The sequence below is a fragment of the Amycolatopsis sp. NPDC033938 genome (assembly GCF_055575975.1).
This window is the reverse complement of the sequence record NZ_JBVIRO010000012.1, coordinates 240994-260998: the sequence shown is the minus strand read 5'-3', so window position 1 is coordinate 260998 and position 20005 is coordinate 240994. Positions and strand designations below refer to the sequence as shown.

Below are 20005 nucleotides of genomic sequence, written 5' to 3'. Positions count from 1 at the left end.
CGGCTTTCGCGCCGAACTCGTTACTCGGCCGTGCAGCGCGTGCCCTCGTCCGGCACGGCACCTTCGACCAGGTATTTGATACCGATCCGGTCGACGCACGAGACGCCCTGGAGGAACACCGTGTGCTGGTTGCCCTCGAACGTCAGCAAAGCTCCCTTGATCGCTTTCGCCAGGTTCACGCCCGCCTGGTAGGGGGTTGCCGGGTCGTTGGTCGTCGAGATGACCAACGATTTCGGCAGGCCCTCGACGTTGGGCAGATGCGGCTCCGAGGTGTTCGGCACTGGCCAGAAGGCGCAGGCGTCACGCGCGGAACCGTCCGGCTTGCCGTCGTCGAGGAACGGCGCCGCCTGCGCGTACCGCTTCTGCGCGTCGAGGAGTTTCGCGGGATCGGTGACCCGCGGGTCGTCGACGCACCGGATCGCGACGAAAGCGTCCTGCGTCGTCCCGTAGCGTCCGTCGGCGCCGCGATCGTTGTAGAGGTCGGCCAGTTTTTCCAGCCCGTCGCCGCGCTGGCGCTTCAGTTCGTTGAGCGCGGTGTTGAGCGTTTCCCAGAGATCTTCCTGGTAGAGGGCCTGTATCACACCGGTGGTCGCGTCCTCGTACGACAGTTTCCGGCCGTCGCTGACGGGGACCGGGAAGTCGATCAGCGGCCGCACCAGGTCCTGGAACGCCTTCGTGGTGCCCGCGGCGTCGCGTCCGAGCGCGCAGTCCTCCCGCGCCACGCACCAGCTGGAGAACGCTTCGAACGCCTTGCCGAAGCCCTGCCCCTGCGCGACCAGTGACTCCACCGCGTCCTGCTCGGGGTCGACGGCTCCGTCGAGCACCAGCGCGCGGACATTCGTCGGGAAGGCCTCCGCGTAGGCGGATCCGATCCGCGTTCCGTAGGAGTAGCCGAGGTAGTTCAGTTTCGGGTCGCCGAGCACCGAACGCAGGATGTCCATGTCCTTGACGACGTCGCGGGTGCCGACGTTCGCGAGCATCGCGGGGCCGTGTTCGGTCCGCTGGGCGCACCTGGCCGCGAAGTCCTGGGACTCGGTTTCCTGCTTTTTCACCCCGTCGGGTGAGCCATCGGTCTCGCTGTCGTCCGCCCGGTCCGCGTCGCGTTCGGCGTCGGTCAGGCAGCGGATCTGTGGCTGGCTCGCACCGATGCCACGCGGGTCGAAACCGACGATGTCGAAGCGTTTGCCCAGTTCGTTCGTCGCCGTCCGGGAGGCGAGACCGGCCGCGGCCGTCATGCCGGACGCGCCTGGGCCACCGGGGTTGACCAGGAGCGCTCCAATCCTTTCGTCGGTTTTCAGCGCCTTCCGGCGCAGCAGGCCGAGCGTGATCGAGTCGCCTTCAGGCTTCGCGTAGTCGAGCGGGACCGTCAGCCGTGCGCATTGCGCGTCCTTCACTCGAAACGCCGCTTTTGCGTCATCGGATGTCGCGTAGGGTGCACAGTCGGCCCAGGTCAGACTCTGTCCGTAGAACTTCTCGAGTCCTGCGGGCACCGGTCCGGACGGAGCGTGCGACTCGGTAGCCGGAGGTGGCGGCTGAGTTCTACCCTCTCCCGACGAGCACGCGGCGAAGGTGACGGCGAGCAGGCCGGACAGCGAGATCGCGGCGAATCGGCGGGCACGGGACCTGGCGCTGACATGAGTGGACACGGTTGGATCGTGCCATCGGCCGTGGAACTCGGCCGCACCACCACTGCGTTGGTGATACGGGTGCGGACGGCAGAAGAAACAGACGGGAGCACAGGGGTGGCAGCACTGATCAGCCGGGTGGGCAAAAAGCTGCGCCGGATCATCCAGCGGCCGGGCAGCGTCGAGCTGACCCGCTACGAAGCGCTGCTGCCGGCCATCGAGAAGCTCGAGCCCGAGTTGGAGAAGCTCTCCGACGAGGAGCTGACAGAGCGGGCCGGCAAGGTCCGGGAAGCCTCGTCCTTCGGCGACGAACAGCTGATCGAGGTGTGCGCGCTCGGCCGTGAAGCCGCGCGGCGCGCGCTCGGCGAGCGCGCCTTCGACGTGCAGCTGATCGGTACGATGGGCCTGCTCAGCGGGCATATCGTGCAGATGGAGACCGGTGAGGGCAAGACACTGGCGGGTGCGCTGGCCGGGGCTGGGTACGCCCTGCGCGGCAAGCACGTCCACGTCGTCACGGTGAACGACTACCTCGCCCGGCGTGACGCGGAGTGGATGGGCCCGATCTACGACCTGCTCGGTGTCTCCGTCGGGTGGATCGAACCGGCCCACTCCCGCGACGAGCGCCGCGAGGCGTACGCGAAGGAAGTCACGTACGGCGCCGTCAGCGAGATCGGCTTCGACGTGCTTCGCGACCGTCTGGTGACCCGCGAAGAGGATCTGGTCCAGCGCGATCCCGAGGTGGCGATCGTCGACGAGGCGGACTCCGTGCTGGTCGACGAGGCCCGTGTGCCGCTGGTGATGGCGGGATCGATCGACCACACCGACGCCGACGAAGAGGTCGCGAACATCGTCCGGCGGCTGAGGCTCGGTCTGCACTACGAGACCGACGCCGACGGCCGTAACGCTTGGCTGACCAAGGCGGGCGCGTCGGTGGTCGAGAAGGCCCTCGGCGACGACATCAACCTCTACGACGAGACCGGCTCGGACCGGCTGCCCGCGGTCAACGTGGCGCTGCACGCGCACGCGCTGCTCACCCGCGATGTCGACTACCTCGTCCGCGACGGCAAGGTGCAGCTGATCAACGCCGCCCGTGGCCGTGTCGCGGAACTGCAGCGCTGGCCGGACGGCCTCCAGGCCGCCGTCGAAGCGAAGGAACAGGTCAAGGCGACCGACCGGGGCGAGATCCTCGACTCGATCACCGTGCAGGCGCTGCTCGCACGCTATCCCGAGGTCGCGGGCATGACCGGTACCGCGGTCGCGGTCGCCGAGCAGCTGCGCGAGTTCTACAAGCTCGAGGTCGCGGTCATCCCGCCGAACACACCGAACATCCGCGAAGACCAGGAGGACCGGATCTTCGGATCGCCGTCGCAGAAGCTGCGCGCGATCGAGGAGGAGATCCGGCGCGTGCACGAGAGCGGGCGGCCGATCCTCGTCGGCACCCAGGACGTCGCCGAATCCGAGGAGCTGGCCGAGAAGCTGGCGAAGGCCGACCTCGAATGCGTCGTGCTCAACGCGCGCAACGACGCCGAGGAAGCCGCGATCATCGCCGACGCCGGCAAGAAGGGCGCGGTCACCGTTTCGACCCAGATGGCCGGTCGCGGTACCGACATCCGGCTCGGCGGCAAGGACGGCGAAGGCCGCGACGAGGTCGTCGAACTGGGCGGCCTGCACGTGATCGGCACCGCCCGTTACCCGTCGAGCAGGCTGGACGGCCAGCTGCGCGGCCGGTCCGGGCGGCAGGGTGACCCTGGCAGCGCGGTGTTCTTCGCCAGCCTGAACGACGAACTCGTGCTGTCGAACGCGCCGGACGTCCCCGAGGGCATCACTTCGGACGTGGGCAGCGGCGAGATCACCGACCCGGCGGCGCTGCGGCAGATCAACCACGCGCAGCGCGTCGCCGAGGGTGTCGACCTGGAGATCCACCGGAACACCTGGCGCTATACGCGGCTGATCGAGCGGCAGCGCGGCGAGCTGCTCGAGCATCGGGACAAGGTGCTGCGGACGGCGCACGCGGCGGAGGTGCTGGAGAAGGCGCACCCGGAGAAGTTCAAGGAGCTGTCGGAGGCCGTCGACGACGAAGCTCGCGTCGAACAGCTGTGCCGGGAGGTGCTGCTGTTCCACATCGACCAGCTGTGGTCGGACCACCTGGCGTTCCTGACCGACGTGCGGGAGAGCATCCACCTGCGGGCGCTGGCGCGGGAGACGCCGATCGACGAGTTCCACCGCGCGGCGATCCCCGAGTTCCACAAGATCATCCCGGAGGCGGCGACGCGGGCGGCGAAGACGCTCGAGGAAGCCGAGATCACCGAGAACGGGATCGACCTCGGTGACGCGGGTGTGCGGCGGGCGAACACGACGTGGACCTACCTGGTGCACGACAACCCGTTCGACTCCGACTTCGAGCAGACCATCAAGAAGGTGCGGAGCATGATCAAGCGGAAGTAGCTTCGGCCCCGGAACGGAGCGGGGGACCTTTGCTATCACTCTCTTCTGGAGAGTGACAGCAAAGGTCCCCCGCTCTCTTTTCGCAAGAATTCCCAGGTCAGCGGCCTGGCGATAGCAAAGGTCCCTTGCTCCCCTCCTGACCACGGCCCGGCGAGCCGGCCCCGGGTGGGCGATTCGGCACATCCACTCGTCCCCGCGGACGCCGGTGGGTGAGAATGTCGGCATGCCGCAACTGCGCATCGCACTGGCCCAGGTCAACACCACCGTCGGAGACCTCGAAGGCAACGCCGGGCTCACCGTCGAGTGGACTCGCAAGGCCGCCGAAGCAGGCGCCCACCTCGTGGTCTTCCCGGAGATGTCCCTCACCGGCTATCCCGTGGAAGACCTCGCCCTGCGCCCGGCCTTCGCCTCCGCCTCGAAGCAGATGGTCGAAGAGCTCGCCCGTCGCCTCGACGAAGCAGGCTGCGGCGAGGTACTCACCTACATCGGTTATCTCGATCTCGACGAGACCGGCCCGCGCGACGCGGCGGCCGCGCTGTACCGCGGCGAAGTGGTCGCCCGTCAGTTCAAGCATCACCTGCCCAACTACGGCGTCTTCGACGAGCACCGGTGGTTCAAGCCTGGCCATGACCTCGAGATCGTCCGCTTCCACGGCGTCGACGTCGGCATGGTGATCTGCGAAGACGTCTGGCAGGACGGTGGCCCGATCTCCGCGCTGGGCAAGGCCGGGGTGGACCTCGTGGTCGCGCCCAACGCCTCGCCTTACGAGCGCGCGAAGGACGACATCCGGCTGCCGCTGATCGCGCGCCGCGCCGCCGAGGCCGGGGCACCGCTGGTGTACACGAACCAGATCGGCGGCCAGGACGACCTCGTCTTCGACGGCGACTCGATCGTGGTCGGCGCGGACGGCCGGTTGCTGGCGCGCGCGCCGCAGTTCGTCGAGCACTTGCTCGTCGTCGACACCGAGCTGGCCGCGGGCGGGCACACCGCCGAGGGTGAGTTCGAGGGGCTGCGGGTCAAGCGCCGCGTGCTCAGTGAGGAACCGGTTCCCGCCTACAGCCCGCGCACCGAGTCGGCGATCAGTGAACCGCTGTCGGACGAAGCCGAGGTGTGGCACGCGCTCGTCGTCGGCCTGCGCGATTACGTGCACAAGAACGGCTTCTCGTCGGTGACGTTCGGGTTCTCCGGTGGCATCGACTCGGCGGTGGTGGCGGCGCTGGCCGCCGACGCTCTCGGCGGCGACAACGTGTATGGCGTTTCGATGCCTTCGGAGTACTCCTCGTCGCACTCGAAGGACGACGCCGCGGACCTCGCCCGCCGCATCGGCGCGCACTACCGCGTCGAGCCGATCGCCGACATGGTCAAGGTCTACGTCGAGCAGCTTCAGCTGACCGGTCTCGCCGAAGAGAACATCCAGGCCCGTGTCCGCGGCATGCTGCTCATGGCACTGTCCAATCAGGACGGTCATCTGGTGCTCGCCACGGGCAACAAGACCGAACTCGCCGTCGGCTACTCGACCATCTACGGTGACGCCGTCGGGGCCTTCGCGCCGATCAAGGACCTGTTCAAGACGCACGTCTGGCATCTGGCCAAATGGCGCAACGCGGAAGCCGAGAAGAACGGCGAGACCCCGCCCATCCCCGAGAATTCGATCACCAAGCCGCCGTCGGCCGAGTTGCGGCCCGGGCAACTGGACAGCGACTCGCTGCCCGACTACCTGATGCTCGACGACATCCTCGACGACTACATCGAGGGCGACCGCGGCTACGTCGACCTGGTCGACGCCGGATTCGAACCGGAGACCATCGACCGGGTGGTGCGCATGGTCGACAAGGCCGAATACAAGCGCCGCCAGTACCCGCCGGGCACCAAGATCACGTTCAAGGCGTTCGGCCGGGACCGGCGGCTGCCGATGACCAACGGCTGGCGTGAGGGCCAGGTCGTGATCAAGTCAGCTCAGCGCGACCTGCTTCCCCGCTGAGTTCTGCAGCACGGCCACCAGGCCGGGCCGGTCGTCACGCCTGACGAGCATGTCCATCCCGAGTGCCCGGACCGCGGTCTCCACCGCGGCGGGCTCGGGGTGGACACCGGTGACCAGAAGCAGGGGGATCGACGGGAGTCCCCGTGTCGTCGGATGCGGGGTGCTCCCCCAGTCGATGAGGAAGGGCGCGAGGCCGTCGAGGCCGCCGGCGCCGGTGAGACGCCAGGTCAGCAGTTCGCCGTCGTCGGTGACTCGCGACATCTCGAACGCCTCGCCCGGGTCGTAACCGCGCTCGCGGGCCTCGGCGATCGCGTCGTCGATGCCCCGCACTCGCGCCGCCCAGGTGACCAGGGCGGGCTCGGTCAACTCGTCGATGCCGAACGGCCGCGGCCCGATGTGCTCGGGTTGATCCGGATCGGGCCCGACCACCTCCAGGTAGGCACCGGCACCGAGATCGGCCAGATAGTTGGCCGTGCCGAGTCCGACATGCCTGCCACCGCGTACGGGCGTGACACCGGTCAGATCGGCGACGCGCGCGACGGCCTCTTCGAGATTCGGCCCGGCGTAGACGAGGTGATCAAGCACGAGGTCGTTCATGCTCATACTCCTACCGCAGCCGCGACTTCAGCGGCAGCGCGGTGTCTCGTTGCCACTGAAACGCAGTAAAGCCGAAACTGTCGGACCGGTCTCGTACCCTTGGGCTCATGACGGCACCGGGCTACGCCGTGTTCGGCACCGCGATCGGCGATTGCGGCATCGCGTGGAACGAACGCGGGGTCATCGCGGTCCAGTTACCCGAGGGCAGTGAAGAGAAGACAAGGGCGCGACTGACCGCGCGCCTGCCGGAAGCGGTGCGATCCGCACCGCCGGCCGAGGTCCAGCGCGCCATCGACGGTGTCGTGTCGTTGATGGACGGCAAGCGCACGGACCTCACCGGCGTCGAACTCGATTACGAAGGAGTACCGGACTTCCATCGCCGCGTCTACGAGTTCATCCGCTCGATCCCCGCGGGTAAGACGCTGACCTACGGCGACATCGCGAACATCCTCGGCCTGCCCGGTGGGGCGCAGGCCGTGGGGCAGGCGATGGGGCGCAACCCGTTCCCGATCATCGTGCCGTGCCATCGCGTGCTCGCCGCGGGCGGCAAGGATGGCGGGTTCTCCGCGCGCGGAGGGGTCGCCACCAAGCGCCGGATGCTGGTCATCGAAGGCGCTTTGGCGGACGAACCGACGTTGTTCTAAGCGTTCTCGGCGTTCTCGGCGGGCGACCACGGCTTGAGCCAGGGCGTCTCCGGCCAGCCTTCCGCGGCGGCCATCAGCGGAATCGCGGTCGCGCCGTCGATGTGCTCGCGGATGATGTCGGCGTGCCCGGCGTGCCGCGCGGTCTCCTCGATGAGGTGGAGCAGTACCCAGCGGACCGACCAGGCGTCGACGTCCTGCGGGTACCACGGCACACCCTTCGGCACCGGGACGGGCTGACCGAGGTCGGCGATTCCGGCGATGACGTCCGAGGTGCGGCGGGCGACCTCGTCGTAGCGCGCCAGTAGCCCTTCGACGGTTTCGCCTTCAGCCATCACATAATCGGCTTCGTAGTCCTTCATCGCCTCGTCCAGGGGCTTCGAAGGCTTCTGGAGGACGATGTCGATCCAGCCGCTTTCCGTGCCTGCGGTGTGCTTGATCAGGCCGCCGACGCTCAGTGAGCTTCTGGTCGGGACGGCTCTGGCTTGTTCTTCGGTCAGGCCATGTGCGGCGATACGCAGGACGTGCCGCTGCTGCTCGAGGTAGGCGAGGAGGCCTTCGCGCTCGTCGGCGACCGGGGGGACGTTTCCAGCCATGGTGGCTCCTTCCGTTGGGAAGGATCTTTACATCCGGGCCCGGCTCTCCGAGGCGGTTTGGCCACGAAGGAAGCAAGGGACCTTTGCTATCACTTCTCTCGACGTCGAGAGAAGTGATAGCAAAGGTCCCTTGCTTCTCCGGCAGGGTTCCGGCAAAGCCGAGGCAGGGCGATCCTGAGTCTGGGCGCCATCCACAAGGGACATTTGCTGGTAATTGAGCGTCCGATTGATGTCTCTATGTACGGTTCTGCGGGGGTCGTGAGTGGCGATTCGGGTTATGGCCAAGGGGGTTTGAGGTACCTGCGGCGGGTGGATCCGTAGCGGCCGGGCCGTGAAGGACTCCTTGAGGGACTCAGAGTCCCTCAAGGCTCCCCTCACCCGGCACGAAAGGCATCACAAGTCTCAGCGGCACCACCAGTCACAACGGCTGCGCGTGAAGGCCCCCTTCCCTCGGCTCAGCCGAGGGAAGGGGGCCTTCACGCGCTTCCCCAGTACATGAAAGGACCTCTTCCTGTACCTAGGCGCAAGGAAGGGAGCCATCATGTACTTCGCCGCGAGCCAGGCGTCGGTATTGAGGGGTAAGGCAGACATGGAGGGAACACCGCTGCCCCATCGTCGAAGCATGATGTCCTGAAGGCCCCCGTTGAGACCTTCAACGTCTCAACGGGGGCCTTCAGGACACGCCACATTTGAAACCGCCTAAAACGGGCGCAGCAGTCGCGAGAAGTGTCTTATGTGGACAGTCAAGAGCCAGCCGATCCTGACCGGGGTGTGGCGACGATGAAGGAATCAGGACGTCGAGTGTCCCGATTCCTTCATCGTCGATCCAGGCATCGGTGAACCGTCACCTCGCACAGGGTCAGGAGGCGTCGTCCAGCTTCGCCCGCTGCTCGGCGGTCAGCGTGATGTCGACGGCTTCGAGGCTTTCGTTCAGCTGAGCCACCGAAGAAGCGCCGACGAGCGGGATGACCGGGACGTCGCCGCCGATCAGCCACGCGAGCACGACCTGGTTCAGGGTCGCGTCGATCTCCTTCGCGACCTCGCGCAGCGCGGCGAGGCGGTTCGGGGTGCCGGGGTGGTCGTAGTCGAACTCCAGCGGCTTGTCCTCGCGGACGTACGCGCCGGCGAGCAGCGGCGAGTAGGCGACGAGCCAGAGCCCGGGGTTCTCGGTCAGGTAGGTGAGCAGCTCACCGGTGACGAACCCGTTGGCACCTTCGGGCGAGCGCCGGGCGGGGCGGTCGGTGCGCGCGCGGAGGTAGGTGTGCTGGTACTGCAGCACGTCGTACCCCGGCAGCCCCTTCGCGGCGGCGTGGGCACGGCTGCGTTCGACCTTCCACGCGAAGTGGTTGCACACGCCCAGCAGACCCACCGAACCGTCGGCGACGACCTGCGCGAAACCCTCGACGGTCTCTTCGAGCGGAACCGACCGGTCCTCGACGTGCGCGTACAGCAGGTCGAGCTTCTCGACGCCGAGGTTCTCCCGGCTGCGGTCGACGGCTTCCTTGATCGCCTTCGGTGAAAGGCCTTCGATGTTCTCGAACTTGCCGGTGTCGGCGAAGCTCATGCCCGGTGCCTTCGCCCGCGCGCCCATCTTGGTGGCGATGGTGACCTCATCGCCGATACCGCGATCGGCCCGCCACCGGCCGAGCAGTGCTTCGCTCTCACCGCCCTGCGTTCCGTTGTGCCAGAAGGCGTAGTTGTTCGCGGTGTCGACGAACGAACCGCCTGCCTCGACGAACCGGTCGAGGATCGCGAACGACGTCTCCTCGTCGACGCCGGTGCCGAACGGCATCGCACCCAGCGCCAGCGCGCTCACTTCGCGCCGCGAATCCGGGTTCAGGCCGATCGTGCGAAATTTCATGGGTCCCATCACTTCCTGCGGTCACGGTTGGCGAGCGATCAGGTACTCACACAACGCTATCGGAACGGATCGCGCTCTGGATCAGATTCATCACGGCTTCCCCGGAATCGACCACGTACATATGCGCGCCGGGGAGTTCGACCACCTCGAATCCGGCGGTGGTGAACGCCGCCCACTCGCGGATGCCCTCGGCGGAGACCAGGTCGTCGCCGGTGCCGCGCAGTGCCGTGATCGGCACCGCGAGCGGCTCGGTGGTGCTGGGGACGTAGTTCTCGTGCATCGTCACGTCCGCGCGCAACGCCGGAAGGAGCAGTTCCCGCAGATCCGGGTGATACAGCGCCTGATCGACATGCCCGGAAAGAACCTGCACCTGCGCGAGGAAAGCGTCGTCGTCCTCGCGGACGGACGCGCGGATCTCGTGCGGCCGTTCCGTGGCGGGTCCGGGAGAACCGCTGACGAACACGTGGCGCACGGACGGCAGCCGGTGCGCGAGTTCGTAGGCCAGCACGGCGCCGACGCTGTGCCCGAACAGCACCACGTCCGCCGGGTCACCCAGGTCGGCCAGGTCACCGAGGAAAGCGTCGACGGCTTCGTGCACCGAGCGATACGGCTCGACGTCGATCAGCCGTTCCCTGCCGGGCAACCGCATCGGCACGACTTCGAGACCGTCGGCGGCGAAGGCCGACCACGGGTGGAAGAAGGCGGCGCCACTCCCGCCGAAGGGCAGGCACACCAGCGAAGTCATCGCGGAAGCTTCCGGTCGTATCGGATCGGCAGCCGTTCGAGGCCGCGGCTGGCCGAGTTGTCGAAGCGCCACGGCAGGTCCTCCGGCGCCACGGCCAGGCTCAGTCCGGGCAGCCGCCGCAGCAGCGTGGTGAACGCGACGGCCCCTTCGACCCGGGAAAGCGGCGCACCGGGGCAGAAGTGCACGTTGACCCCGAACGAAAGGTGCCGGTTCGGTTTGCGGGTGATGTCCAGTTTTTCCGGGTCCTCGAACACTTCGGGGTCGTGGTTGGCCGAGTTGATCAGCAGGTGGACGACGCTCTCCTTGCCGATCCGCTGCCCGCACAGTTCCAGGTCCTCGGCCGCGAACCGTTGCGGCGCACGGTAAACCGGGCCCTCGAACCGCAGGAACTCCTCGATCGCCGTCGCCACGAGGTCCGGTTCGTTCTTGAGCAGCTCGAACTGGTCCGGATGCCGGAGCAACGCCTGCATGCCGTTCCCGACGAGGTTCGCGGTCGTCTTGTGGCCCGCGATGATCAGCAGGATCAACGTGGAGACGATCTCCTCGTCGCTGTAGGCCTCGTCGGCGTCGGCCGTCTTGAGGATGACGCTGACCAGGTCCTCGCGCAGATCCGCGCGGCGCTCGGCCATCAGGTCCAGCAGGTACTTTTCGACGTCGTCGCTGACCTGCTTGAGCCGCCGGTTGCCTTCTTCGTCCAGGTACGGCGCGTTGCTGAGCACCATGCCCCAGTCGTGCAGCAGCGGCCAGTCCTCGATCCGGACACCGAGGAACTCGCAGATCACCCGCATCGGCAGCTGCAACGCGAAGTCGTTGTAAAGATCGGCGACGCCTTCGTCGGGCAGCGCGTCGATCAGGTCGTCGGTGATCTCCTGGATCCGCGGCCGCAGTTCGTTCATCCGGCGCGGGACGAAGGCGTTTCCGACCAGCTTGCGCAGGCGCGTGTGCTTCGGCGGGTCCGCGGTGAGCATGTTCTTGATCAGGATGGGGCTGCTCTGTTCGAGCGCCTCGCGGAACCAGCCGGGCGCGTGGTCGACGCTCTTCGACAGCCTTCGGTCGGCGAAGCCCTTGCTCACCGTTTCGTAGTCGGCGACGACGTAGGCCTCGGAGTTCGGCGGGTACTCGATCGACCGCACCGGGCAGCCGGACCGCACTTCGGCGTAGGCCGCGTACGGATCCGAGCCGGGATGGGTGCAGAACTCGGCGGGAAGCGGCTCCGGGGAGACAGAGGTCTGCTCAGGGGTTTCCAGGCTCATTTTCCATCCTCCGAAGTCGTTTGCTTGGCGAGCTCTTCAGGGGCGGGCAGCGTGCGGATGCGCTTGCTGAGGGTCGGCAGCGCGAACAGCGTCCCGGCGACGGCCATGAAGACGAAGACCCACGTCGGGCCGGCGAGGTCGAAGATCGCGCCGACGGCGAAGATGCCGATCGGCTGGGCGATCATGCCGACGAACATCACCGCGCCGATGACCCGGCCCTGCAGGTTGTCCGGCACCAGCGCGGCGATGTAGCCGTAGATCAGCGCACCGACCACACCGGCGCGCAGGAAGATGCAGGCGACGATGACGCCGAGCGGCAGCGTGCCGGGCATGAAGGTCAGCAGGACCGCCGCGACCGGGCCGATCCAGATGGCGTAGGCCATGATCACCGGCGGTCGCACGTACTTCAGCACGATGCCCGCGAGCAGCGCGCCGGTCAGGCCGCCACCGCCCGCGATGGCGAGCGTCGTGCCGATCAAGGCTTCCGACGCGCCCCGGTCCTGCGCGGTGGCGATCAGCGCGAGGAACATCCCGGAATGGTTGAAGGCCATGTTCGAGCCCATCGCCCACAGCACCAGGGTCAGGATGATCGGCTGCTTCACGATGAACTTGAAGCCGTCGAGCATTTTGCCCTTGGGCGCGGCCTTGGTTTCGACGGTCCTCGGTGCCTGGGTCGGTTTCTTGACCAGCAGCAGGATGACCGCGGACGCCAGGAACGAGAGCGCGGCGGCGAAGAACGGCAGCGCCCTCGCGAGGGCGAACAGCGCACCACCGGCGGGCGGGCCGGCGACGGTGGCGCCGAAGAAGCGGATCTGGTTCTGCGCGGTCGCCTGGGTCAGCTGCGAGGCGGGCACGAGCTGTTTGATCGCCGCCATCCCGGCCGGGTTGGACACGCCGAGGCAGGTCGCGGACAGGATCACGATGGCGAAGGTGAACCAGACGTTGACGCCGTCACTCATCACCAGCACCGCGAACAACGCCAGCAGCACCAGCCGCGCCAGATCGCAGAAGATCATGATCAGCTTGCGGTTGAAGCGGTCGGTCAGGCTGCCGCCGGGCAGCGACATCACCCCGGCCACCACCAGCTGCACCGCGCCGACCGCACCGGCGTAGGTCGCCGATCCGGTGGTCGCGAGGATCAGCAGCGGGTACGCGATCTCCGCCGCTTCCTTGCCGAAGGCGGCGAAGAACTGGCTGATCCACATGGCCTGGAAATCACGGTTGCGGAAGAGCGGCTTCTCCTGGACCGGGGGTTCCGGCACCGCCGTGACGGTGGGTTGACTCGTCGCTGTGGACTCAGCCGACATGATCCATCCTCTCGGCGCCCGCGAGAGCACCGTTCAATTCGCGGGCGAGTGCGCCCACATGGGGTTGCGTGAGCAGTGACCAGTGATCGCCGGGAGTGGTGAACACCTGGACACCGCCGCCGTACAGCGGGGCGAGACGGGCGCGGAGCCGGGCGGCTCCTCGCCGGTCCGAACCCGCCCGGAACACCAAGGCCCTGGCGGGAACGAAGGGAGGCCGGTACGGCACCAGCGCGCGTGCCTTGCCCAGCAATTGCGTGCGCAGCGCCGGATTGCGCCGCACCTCGCGGCCGATCGCGCCGAACCCGAGTGCCGCGTCGACGAGGGTCCGGCCGTGGCTCACCAGGAAGCCGGGGTCGACGGCCATGGGCAGGTCGCGACGCCCCTGCACGAATCCGTCGAAGCCCACCACCGTGTCCACGACCGCGCCGCGCCGGGTCAGCTGCCGAGCGACCTCGTGTGCCAGCACGGCCCCGAACGACCAGCCGCCAAGGAGGTACGGCCCGGCCGGTCGTGTCCGCAGCACGGCGTCGACGTAGTGGGCGGCGATCGTGTCGATGCTTTTTTCTTGGGGAGAAACGATTTCGAGCCCGTAGACCGGTCGCGATCCCGTCAGTTCCGCGGCGAGCGCTCGGTAAGTGAGGGCGCTGCCCGCGGAATCCGCGATGAGCAGCAAGGGCCTGCCGGGGCCGTCTTCGTGGAAGGTCACGACATCGACCGCGTGCCGCGGCCCTGGCTCGGCGGCCCGTTCCGCGACCAGGCGCGACAACCGGCCGAAGGTGGCCTCCTGGTCGAATTCCGCCACCGGCACGGAAGCGCCGGTCCGCTCGCGGATCTTCGACATCAGGTTCACCGCCATCAGCGACTCGCCGCCGAAGGCGTAGAAATCGTCTGCGGCGTCCACCGACGGGACACCGAGCGCCGCGCACCACAGTTGCTCCACTGTGGACTCGACGGGACCATCCACTGTGGACTTAACCAGGGCGGGCGCTCGGCGCGCGACGGTGAATTCCGGCTCCTCGTCGCTGAACGGGTAGGTCGGCAGCGAGCAGATGGCCGGCTGTTCGCCGGGCTCCGCGAGCAAACCGGCGACGGAGTCCGCGCCGCGGTCCCAGAGCGAACCGAGCGCACGGAGGACACCGCGATCGCCGTCCTCGGCCCGGCCCAGCAGCGGCACGGTCGCGTGCCCGCCCTTCCATCCTCGGTGACGACGGAGCGTGGCGAGCATGGACGTGCCGGGACCCAGTTCGAGGAAGGTGTCGCAGTCGGATTCCAGGAGGGTGCCCGCGCAGTCCTCCAGCAGCACTGGGCTGCGGAGCTGCCCTGCCCAGTAATCGGGGCCACGCACCGCTTCCGGCTCCGCCCACTCGCCGGAAGTGTTGGACACCAGCCGGATTCGCGGTGCCGAGTTCGGCGTGGCGGCCACCGCCGCGGCGAGTTCCTCGGCGGCGGGATCCATCAGCGTGCTGTGGAAGGCGCGGGGGATGTCGAGCACCCGGACGTCGAGACCGGCCAGGAGGTCTCCGTCCAGCAGCCGGGTCATCACCGCTTCCGGACCCGAGAGGACGACCCGGCCCGGCCCGCGCACGGCCAGCGAGAGTTCGTCGAAACCCTTGCCCGCCAAGCGGTTCGCGAGTTCGGCCGCGCCGCCACCGACGGCCGCCATCCGGCCGGGCCTGGTGGCCAGCATGGCCGAAGCCCGCAGGTGGACCAGATCCACCGCGTCCGGCAGGGTCCAGACCCCGGCGAGCACGGCGGGCGCGTATTCGCCGATGCTGTTGCCGAGCATCGCGACCGGCCGGATCCCGAGCTCAAATAATTGCCTGCCCAGCGCGTAACCGAGCGCGAACAGCCCGACCTGGTGGGGTACGAGCCGCGAGAACCACGCCGGTTCGGCGTCCTCGGAGACGATCGGTGAGAGGTCGAGTCCGTGCCGCTCGCGGACGAGGTCCCGGACTTCGTCGAAGGCGTCCCGGAATCCGGGCAGCAACCGGTGCGCGGCCGCCCCCGCGGGGTGGGTCAGCAGGCCGTGCCCCGGGAAGACGAACGCGACCTTGTCGAGAGTGCCCGGTACGGACGCCCCCGGCGCCGCGAGCAGGTTCGCGGCCTCGGCGGTGTCCTCGGCGACGACGGTCTGCCGATGCCGGTAGACCCGGCGGGACGCGAGGGTCGCGGTGACTTCGGACAGGTGCAGATCCGGTGCCGTGCGCAGATGCTCGGCCAGGTTCGCGCGCAGCCTGCCGAGGGCTTCCGGCGCGGCCGCGGACAGCGTGAGCACGCGCCGTCCGCCACGCGCGGGCGGCGTTGTCCTGGTGGGTGCCTCTTCGAGGATGACGTGCGCGTTGGTGCCGCCGACACCGAACGAACTGACACCGGCGAGCCTGCCGTCCCGGCCGGTCCAGGGTTCGGTGCGGGTGCTCACCACGAACGGCGTGGAACCCAGTTCCAGCAACGGGTTCGGCCGGGTGAAGTGCACCGACGGCACCAGTTCCCGGTGCCGCAGCATCAGCACGGCCTTGATCAGACCCGCCACCCCCGCCGCCGAACCGGTGTGCCCGATATTGCTCTTGACCGCGCCGAGACGGCACCAGCCGGTGGCGTCGGTGTCCGCCTGGAAGACGTCGGTGAGTGCCTGTACCTCGATCGGATCGCCGATCCGCGTGCCGGTGCCGTGCGCTTCCACGTAGCCGATGTCGCGCGGGTCGACCCCGGCCATCCGCTGCGCGTAGGCGATGAGTTCGCTCTGCCCCTCGACCGACGGAGCGGTGTAGCCCATCTTCTCCGCGCCGTCGTTGTTGATCGCCGAGCCGCGGATCACCGCGAGGACGCGGTCGCCGTCACGCCGCGCGTCGGCCAGTCGCTTGAGCACCACCACACCGACGCCCTCGCTGGGCACGGTGCCGCCCGCCTGTTCGTCGAAGGTGCGGCAATGGCCGTCCGGGGACAGGATTCCCCCGGGTTCGTGGAGATAGCCGCGTTCGCCGTTGGCGATGACCGCGACCCCGCCCGCCAGCGCGACGTCGCATTCGTCGCCGCGCAGGCTCGCCGCCGCCATGTGCACCGCCGTCAGCGACGTCGAACACGCCGTCTGCACGGTGACCGCCGGACCGCGGAGGCCGAGTTTGTAGGCCACCCGCGTCGCCAGGAAGTCGGGGCCGAGCCCGATGTAGCGGGCCAGTTCGCCGAGTTCGCCGTCCGGCTCCGCGGTCACCTGGTCGGCCCCGCCGTACACGCCGATCCAGCCGGGGAAGCGGGTCGGATCGATGGCGGCGTCGTCGAGGGCGGCCACCACGCATTCCAGGAACACCCGCTGTTGCGGATCGATGCTCGCCGCCTCGGCGCGGCTGTACCCGAAGTAGGTCCAGTCGAAGCCGCGAGCGCCGGTCAGCAACCCCATCGCCGGGACGAATTCGGGACGTCGCGTCAGCTCGGGGTCGCCACCGGCCGCGAGGATCTCCTCGGCGCCCAGCCTGCTGATGCCTTCGGCTCCCCCGCGCAGCAACGACCAGAACCGGCCGAGGTCCGGCGCGCCCGGGTACCGGCACGCCATCCCGATGACGGCGATCGGCTCCTGTTTCGCCGCGGTCATGGCGCGCTCGCGAGCAGTTTGCCCAGGCCTTCCGGCGTCGGTTCACGCAGGAAGTCACGTACTTTGAGGATCGCCCCGGTGCGCTCCTTGGCCAGCGTCACCAGCCGGATGGCCGCCATCGAATTCCCGCCGACGGTGAAGAAGTCCGTCTGCGCGGTGATCTCCACCGCCGGTTCGCCGATCGCCTCGGTGAACATCGCGAGCGCCGGGCCGAGGTCGTCCTGCGGTTTCGGGGCGGCGGTCGCCGGGGCGGCCACCGCGGCCAGCGCGCGGCGATCGACCTTTCCGTTGCCGGTCACCGGGATCCGCTCGACCAGCGCCCACAGCGTCGGGACCATGTACGTCGGCAACCGCCCGGAAAGGGCGTCGCGCAGGTCCGCGGTCCCGAAGGCGGCGCCGGGCGCCGGGACGACGGCGGCCATCAACCGCTTCTCCGCGCTGTCGCCGTCGGTGACCGCGACGACGGCGTCCTGCACCCGCGGGTCCGCCGTGAGGGCGTCGCTGATCGCCGACAGTTCGACGCGGTAGCCGCGCAGTTTGACCTGATCGTCGCGTCTGCCGAGGTAGCGGACCCGGCCCTGCGTGTCGATGCGCACCAGATCCCCGGTGCGGTACAGGCGTTCCGGGACGTCCGGGGAGAACTCGCCGAACACGCGGGCCGTCTCCGCCTCGTCGCCGAGATAGCCGTCGGCGAGGCCGAGACCGCCGGTGTACAGCTCGCCGACCGCGCCCGGCGGTACGAGCCGGTGCCGGGAGTCCAGCACGTACACCCTGGTTCCGGGCAGCGGGGTGCCGATCGGCAGCGGACCGTCGACGTCGCCGGGGTCGGTCACCGAATACGTGGTGGTGAACGTGGTGTTCTCGGTCGGCCCGTAGCCGTTGGTGATGACCAGGCCGGGATGCCGCCGCAGCACCCTGGCGACGTGCTCGTGCGGGACGACGTCGCCGCCGGTGAGCAGTTGCCGCAGTCCGGCGAACGCGTCACCCGCGAACTCCTCGACCAGCCGGAACAGGCCGGCGGTGAGCCAGGCGACGGTGACTTCGTTGTCCAGCAGGAATTCACCGAGTTCGGTGGGGGTCGGCAGGCCCGCCGGGTACACCTCGAGTGTGGCACCGGTCAGGAACGCGCCCCAAAGCTCCAAAGTGGACGCGTCGAAGGCGAGCGGGGACAACCGCAGCACCCTCTCCTCCGGGCCGAGGTGCACGTAGTCCGCCTCGTGCACCAGCCGGACGATGGCGCGGTGCGGAACGCAGACACCCTTCGGCTCACCGGTCGAGCCGGAGGTGAAGGCGACATAGGCGAGACGCCTCGTGTCCGGATCCACCGGCGGTTCGACGACCTCTCGCACGTCCCAGGACCGATCCCACGCCGCCACCACGGAAATCCCGAGTTCGCGGAAGCGCTCCGCCGAGGACGCGGGCACGAGCGCGGCGACCGGGGCGGCGGACCGCACGATCTTCTCGGAATGTCCGGCGGGGACGGTGAGATCGACGCCGACGTACGCGGCACCCGCCCAGACGATGCCGAGCACCGCGACGGCTTCCGCGACCGACCGGTCCAGTCCGACGATCACGCGGTCACCGGGCCGGACACCGGCTTCGCGCAGCAGCCGCGCCTGCTGGGAGGCCGCGGCGGCGAGTTCTCGGTAGCTCAGCTGGACTTCGTTTTCGCGGACGGCGATCGCGTCCGGGTTCCGGAGGACCGCCTCGCGGAAGAGCGCGTCGATCGACGTGGCCGGGAAATCCTCCCTGGTCCGGTTGATCCCGTCGAGCAGGGCCCGCCGTTCCGTTGACAGGCAACGGATCTCCTCGACCGCGACGTCACCGGCCGCCGCCAGCTGGTCCGCGGCGGCGAGGAAGTCCGCGATGAACCCTTCGGCTTCGGCCGCGCCGAAGACCGCGGACGCGTATTCCAGGTGGCCGCCGAGTGACGGCTCGGCCCTGCCGAGCAGCAGGGAGAGGTCGAACTGCGCGCCACCACCGTGGCCCTCTTCGATCCGCAGCCGCGCGGACGAGGTCTCGATCTGTTGCGGGATAAGCTGATCGTGCATCCCGAACGAAACCTGGACCAAGGGGTGGCAGCCCAGCGTGCGTTCGATCCCGAGCCGGGTCACCAGTTCCTCGAACGGCAGGTCACCCGCGTCGATGCTCTGCCCCAGTGACTGGTGCACCGAGCGCAGGTACGTCGCCACGGCGGCGTCCTCGGCGATGTCGATCCGGACCGGGACCAGATTCCCGGCGACGGCGACGAGTTCTTCGAGTTCGGAACTCCCCCTGCCGGTGAGCGGCACCCCGACCAGCAGGTTTCGCGTGCCGGTCCAGCGGCTCAACGTCAGGCCGAAGGCCCCGAGCAGGAAGGCGAACGGCGTGATGCCCAGCGCCTTGGCGCGTTCGACGACCGCCGCGCTGGCAGGCACGCCGAAGTCGATCGGCGCCCGTGCGCCCGCGGCGTCCTGGATCTGGGGACGCTGCCGGTCGGACGGGAGTTCCAGTACCGACGGCACGCCGTCGAGGTGCTTCGTCCAGAACTCGGCCTGCCGGTCCCATTCCCCGGTGGCGCGTGCTTCCTCTTGATGGCGCAGGAGAACCCGGGGAGAGACACCGGGTTCCCCCACGGTCTCGGGCCCGCCGTCGGCCAGTGTCGCGTAGCGGGCGAACACTTCGTTCAGCAGCAGGCCGACCGACCAGCCGTCGAGCACCATGTGGTGTGCCACCAGCACGACGGCCTGGCCGCCGGTCGCGCCTTGGACCCGGAGGAACCGGTACGCCGGGGTTTTCGCGAGGTCGAACGGGCGCCGTCCGTGCCGGGCCGCGAGGGATCGGACACGCTCGTCGAACTCGCCCGCTTCGCCTTCCCAGGTGTGCACCTCGACGGCCGGGACATACGACTCGAGCACCTCGGGCACGACATCGCCGGTGTCACCGCGGTAGACCGTGCGGAGCCCGGGATGTCTCGCCACGGTCTGCGCGACCGCGCGCTCGAACACTTCCGGTACCAGCGTCCCGGTCTCCACGAAACAGGTGAAGACCAGGTTGTACGGAGACCCGCCGGTGACCCGCTCGATCAGCCACATCCCGCGCTGGGCACGGGAAACCGATTCGGCAGGCGGTTCAGCCCCGGTGACCGGCTTCCCGACCGGGACGGCACCGTCGAAGACATCGGCGACCGGAGCGTCGCTCAGCAACGCGGCCACCGGGATCCGCAGGCCGAGCTTTTCCTGCGCGATCGCGACGAGCCGCAGTGCGCGCAGCGAATCCCCGCCGAGGCCGACGAAACTGGTGGTGGCGAACGCGTCGGCCTCGATGTCCTGGCCGAGGACGGCACGGGCGTACTCGTTGAACGACATGGCTTTCTCCGGTCGGGACGA

The 20005-nt window shown here is 68.7% G+C and carries 12 protein-coding genes; 3 read left to right on the top strand and 9 right to left on the bottom strand.

Features of this window, described 5'->3' with window-relative positions; translation table 11 throughout:
* Window positions 1–20 precede the first annotated feature (20 nt).
* Window positions 21–1592, bottom strand: coding sequence for an alpha/beta hydrolase (locus tag ACZ5ZX_RS27965; RefSeq protein ID WP_465504950.1), 1572 nt, complete (start codon window positions 1590–1592; stop codon window positions 21–23).
* 150 nt (window positions 1593–1742) lie between these two features.
* On the opposite strand from ACZ5ZX_RS27965, the gene secA2 reads away from it, so the two are divergent.
* The gene (gene secA2, locus ACZ5ZX_RS27960; RefSeq protein WP_465504932.1) at window positions 1743–4070 is read left to right on the top strand and encodes an accessory Sec system translocase SecA2; all 2328 of its coding nucleotides are present in this window, start codon (window positions 1743–1745) and stop codon (window positions 4068–4070) included.
* 223 nt (window positions 4071–4293) lie between these two features.
* The gene (locus ACZ5ZX_RS27955; RefSeq protein ID WP_465504931.1) at window positions 4294–6051 is read left to right on the top strand and encodes an NAD+ synthase; all 1758 of its coding nucleotides are present in this window, start codon (window positions 4294–4296) and stop codon (window positions 6049–6051) included.
* On the opposite strand, the gene ACZ5ZX_RS27950 is transcribed toward ACZ5ZX_RS27955, so the two are convergent.
* Entirely contained in the window at window positions 6022–6648 is a 627-nt protein-coding gene (locus ACZ5ZX_RS27950; RefSeq protein WP_465504930.1) for a VOC family protein, read from the bottom strand. The genes ACZ5ZX_RS27955 and ACZ5ZX_RS27950 overlap by 30 nt on opposite strands.
* Window positions 6649–6755: 107 nt before the next feature.
* Here ACZ5ZX_RS27950 and ACZ5ZX_RS27945 point away from each other — a divergent pair, with 107 nt between their 5' ends.
* Window positions 6756–7292: a methylated-DNA--[protein]-cysteine S-methyltransferase gene (locus ACZ5ZX_RS27945; RefSeq protein ID WP_465463157.1), complete on the top strand. Its 537-nt coding sequence runs from the start codon at window positions 6756–6758 to the stop codon at window positions 7290–7292.
* Here the strand turns inward: ACZ5ZX_RS27945 and ACZ5ZX_RS27940 are convergent.
* The 7 genes from ACZ5ZX_RS27940 to ACZ5ZX_RS27910 all read right to left on the bottom strand — a co-directional run bounded on the left by ACZ5ZX_RS27940 (window position 7289) and on the right by ACZ5ZX_RS27910 (window position 19984).
* Window positions 7289–7885, bottom strand: coding sequence for a DinB family protein (locus ACZ5ZX_RS27940; protein ID WP_465504929.1), 597 nt, complete (start codon window positions 7883–7885; stop codon window positions 7289–7291). The genes ACZ5ZX_RS27945 and ACZ5ZX_RS27940 overlap by 4 nt on opposite strands.
* 859 nt (window positions 7886–8744) lie before the next feature.
* Window positions 8745–9746: an aldo/keto reductase gene (locus tag ACZ5ZX_RS27935; protein ID WP_465504928.1), complete on the bottom strand. Its 1002-nt coding sequence runs from the start codon at window positions 9744–9746 to the stop codon at window positions 8745–8747.
* 46 nt (window positions 9747–9792) lie between these two features.
* Window positions 9793–10491, bottom strand: a complete 699-nt coding sequence (locus ACZ5ZX_RS27930) for a thioesterase II family protein (RefSeq protein ID WP_465504927.1) — start codon at window positions 10489–10491, stop codon at window positions 9793–9795.
* A complete protein-coding gene (locus ACZ5ZX_RS27925) occupies window positions 10488–11744 on the bottom strand; it encodes a cytochrome P450 family protein (RefSeq protein WP_465504926.1) in 1257 nt (418 codons plus the stop codon). The genes ACZ5ZX_RS27930 and ACZ5ZX_RS27925 overlap by 4 nt, the downstream gene beginning before the upstream one ends.
* On the bottom strand, window positions 11741–13006 hold the full coding sequence (locus ACZ5ZX_RS27920) for an MFS transporter (RefSeq protein ID WP_465504925.1): 1266 nt from the start codon (window positions 13004–13006) through the stop codon (window positions 11741–11743). Before ACZ5ZX_RS27920 ends, ACZ5ZX_RS27925 begins: the two co-directional genes overlap by 4 nt.
* Window positions 13007–13040: 34 nt before the next feature.
* A complete protein-coding gene (locus ACZ5ZX_RS27915) occupies window positions 13041–16637 on the bottom strand; it encodes a type I polyketide synthase (RefSeq protein WP_465504924.1) in 3597 nt (1198 codons plus the stop codon).
* On the bottom strand, window positions 16634–19984 hold the full coding sequence (locus tag ACZ5ZX_RS27910) for a non-ribosomal peptide synthetase (protein WP_465504923.1): 3351 nt from the start codon (window positions 19982–19984) through the stop codon (window positions 16634–16636). The genes ACZ5ZX_RS27915 and ACZ5ZX_RS27910 overlap by 4 nt, the downstream gene beginning before the upstream one ends.
* Window positions 19985–20005: the final 21 nt, after the last annotated feature.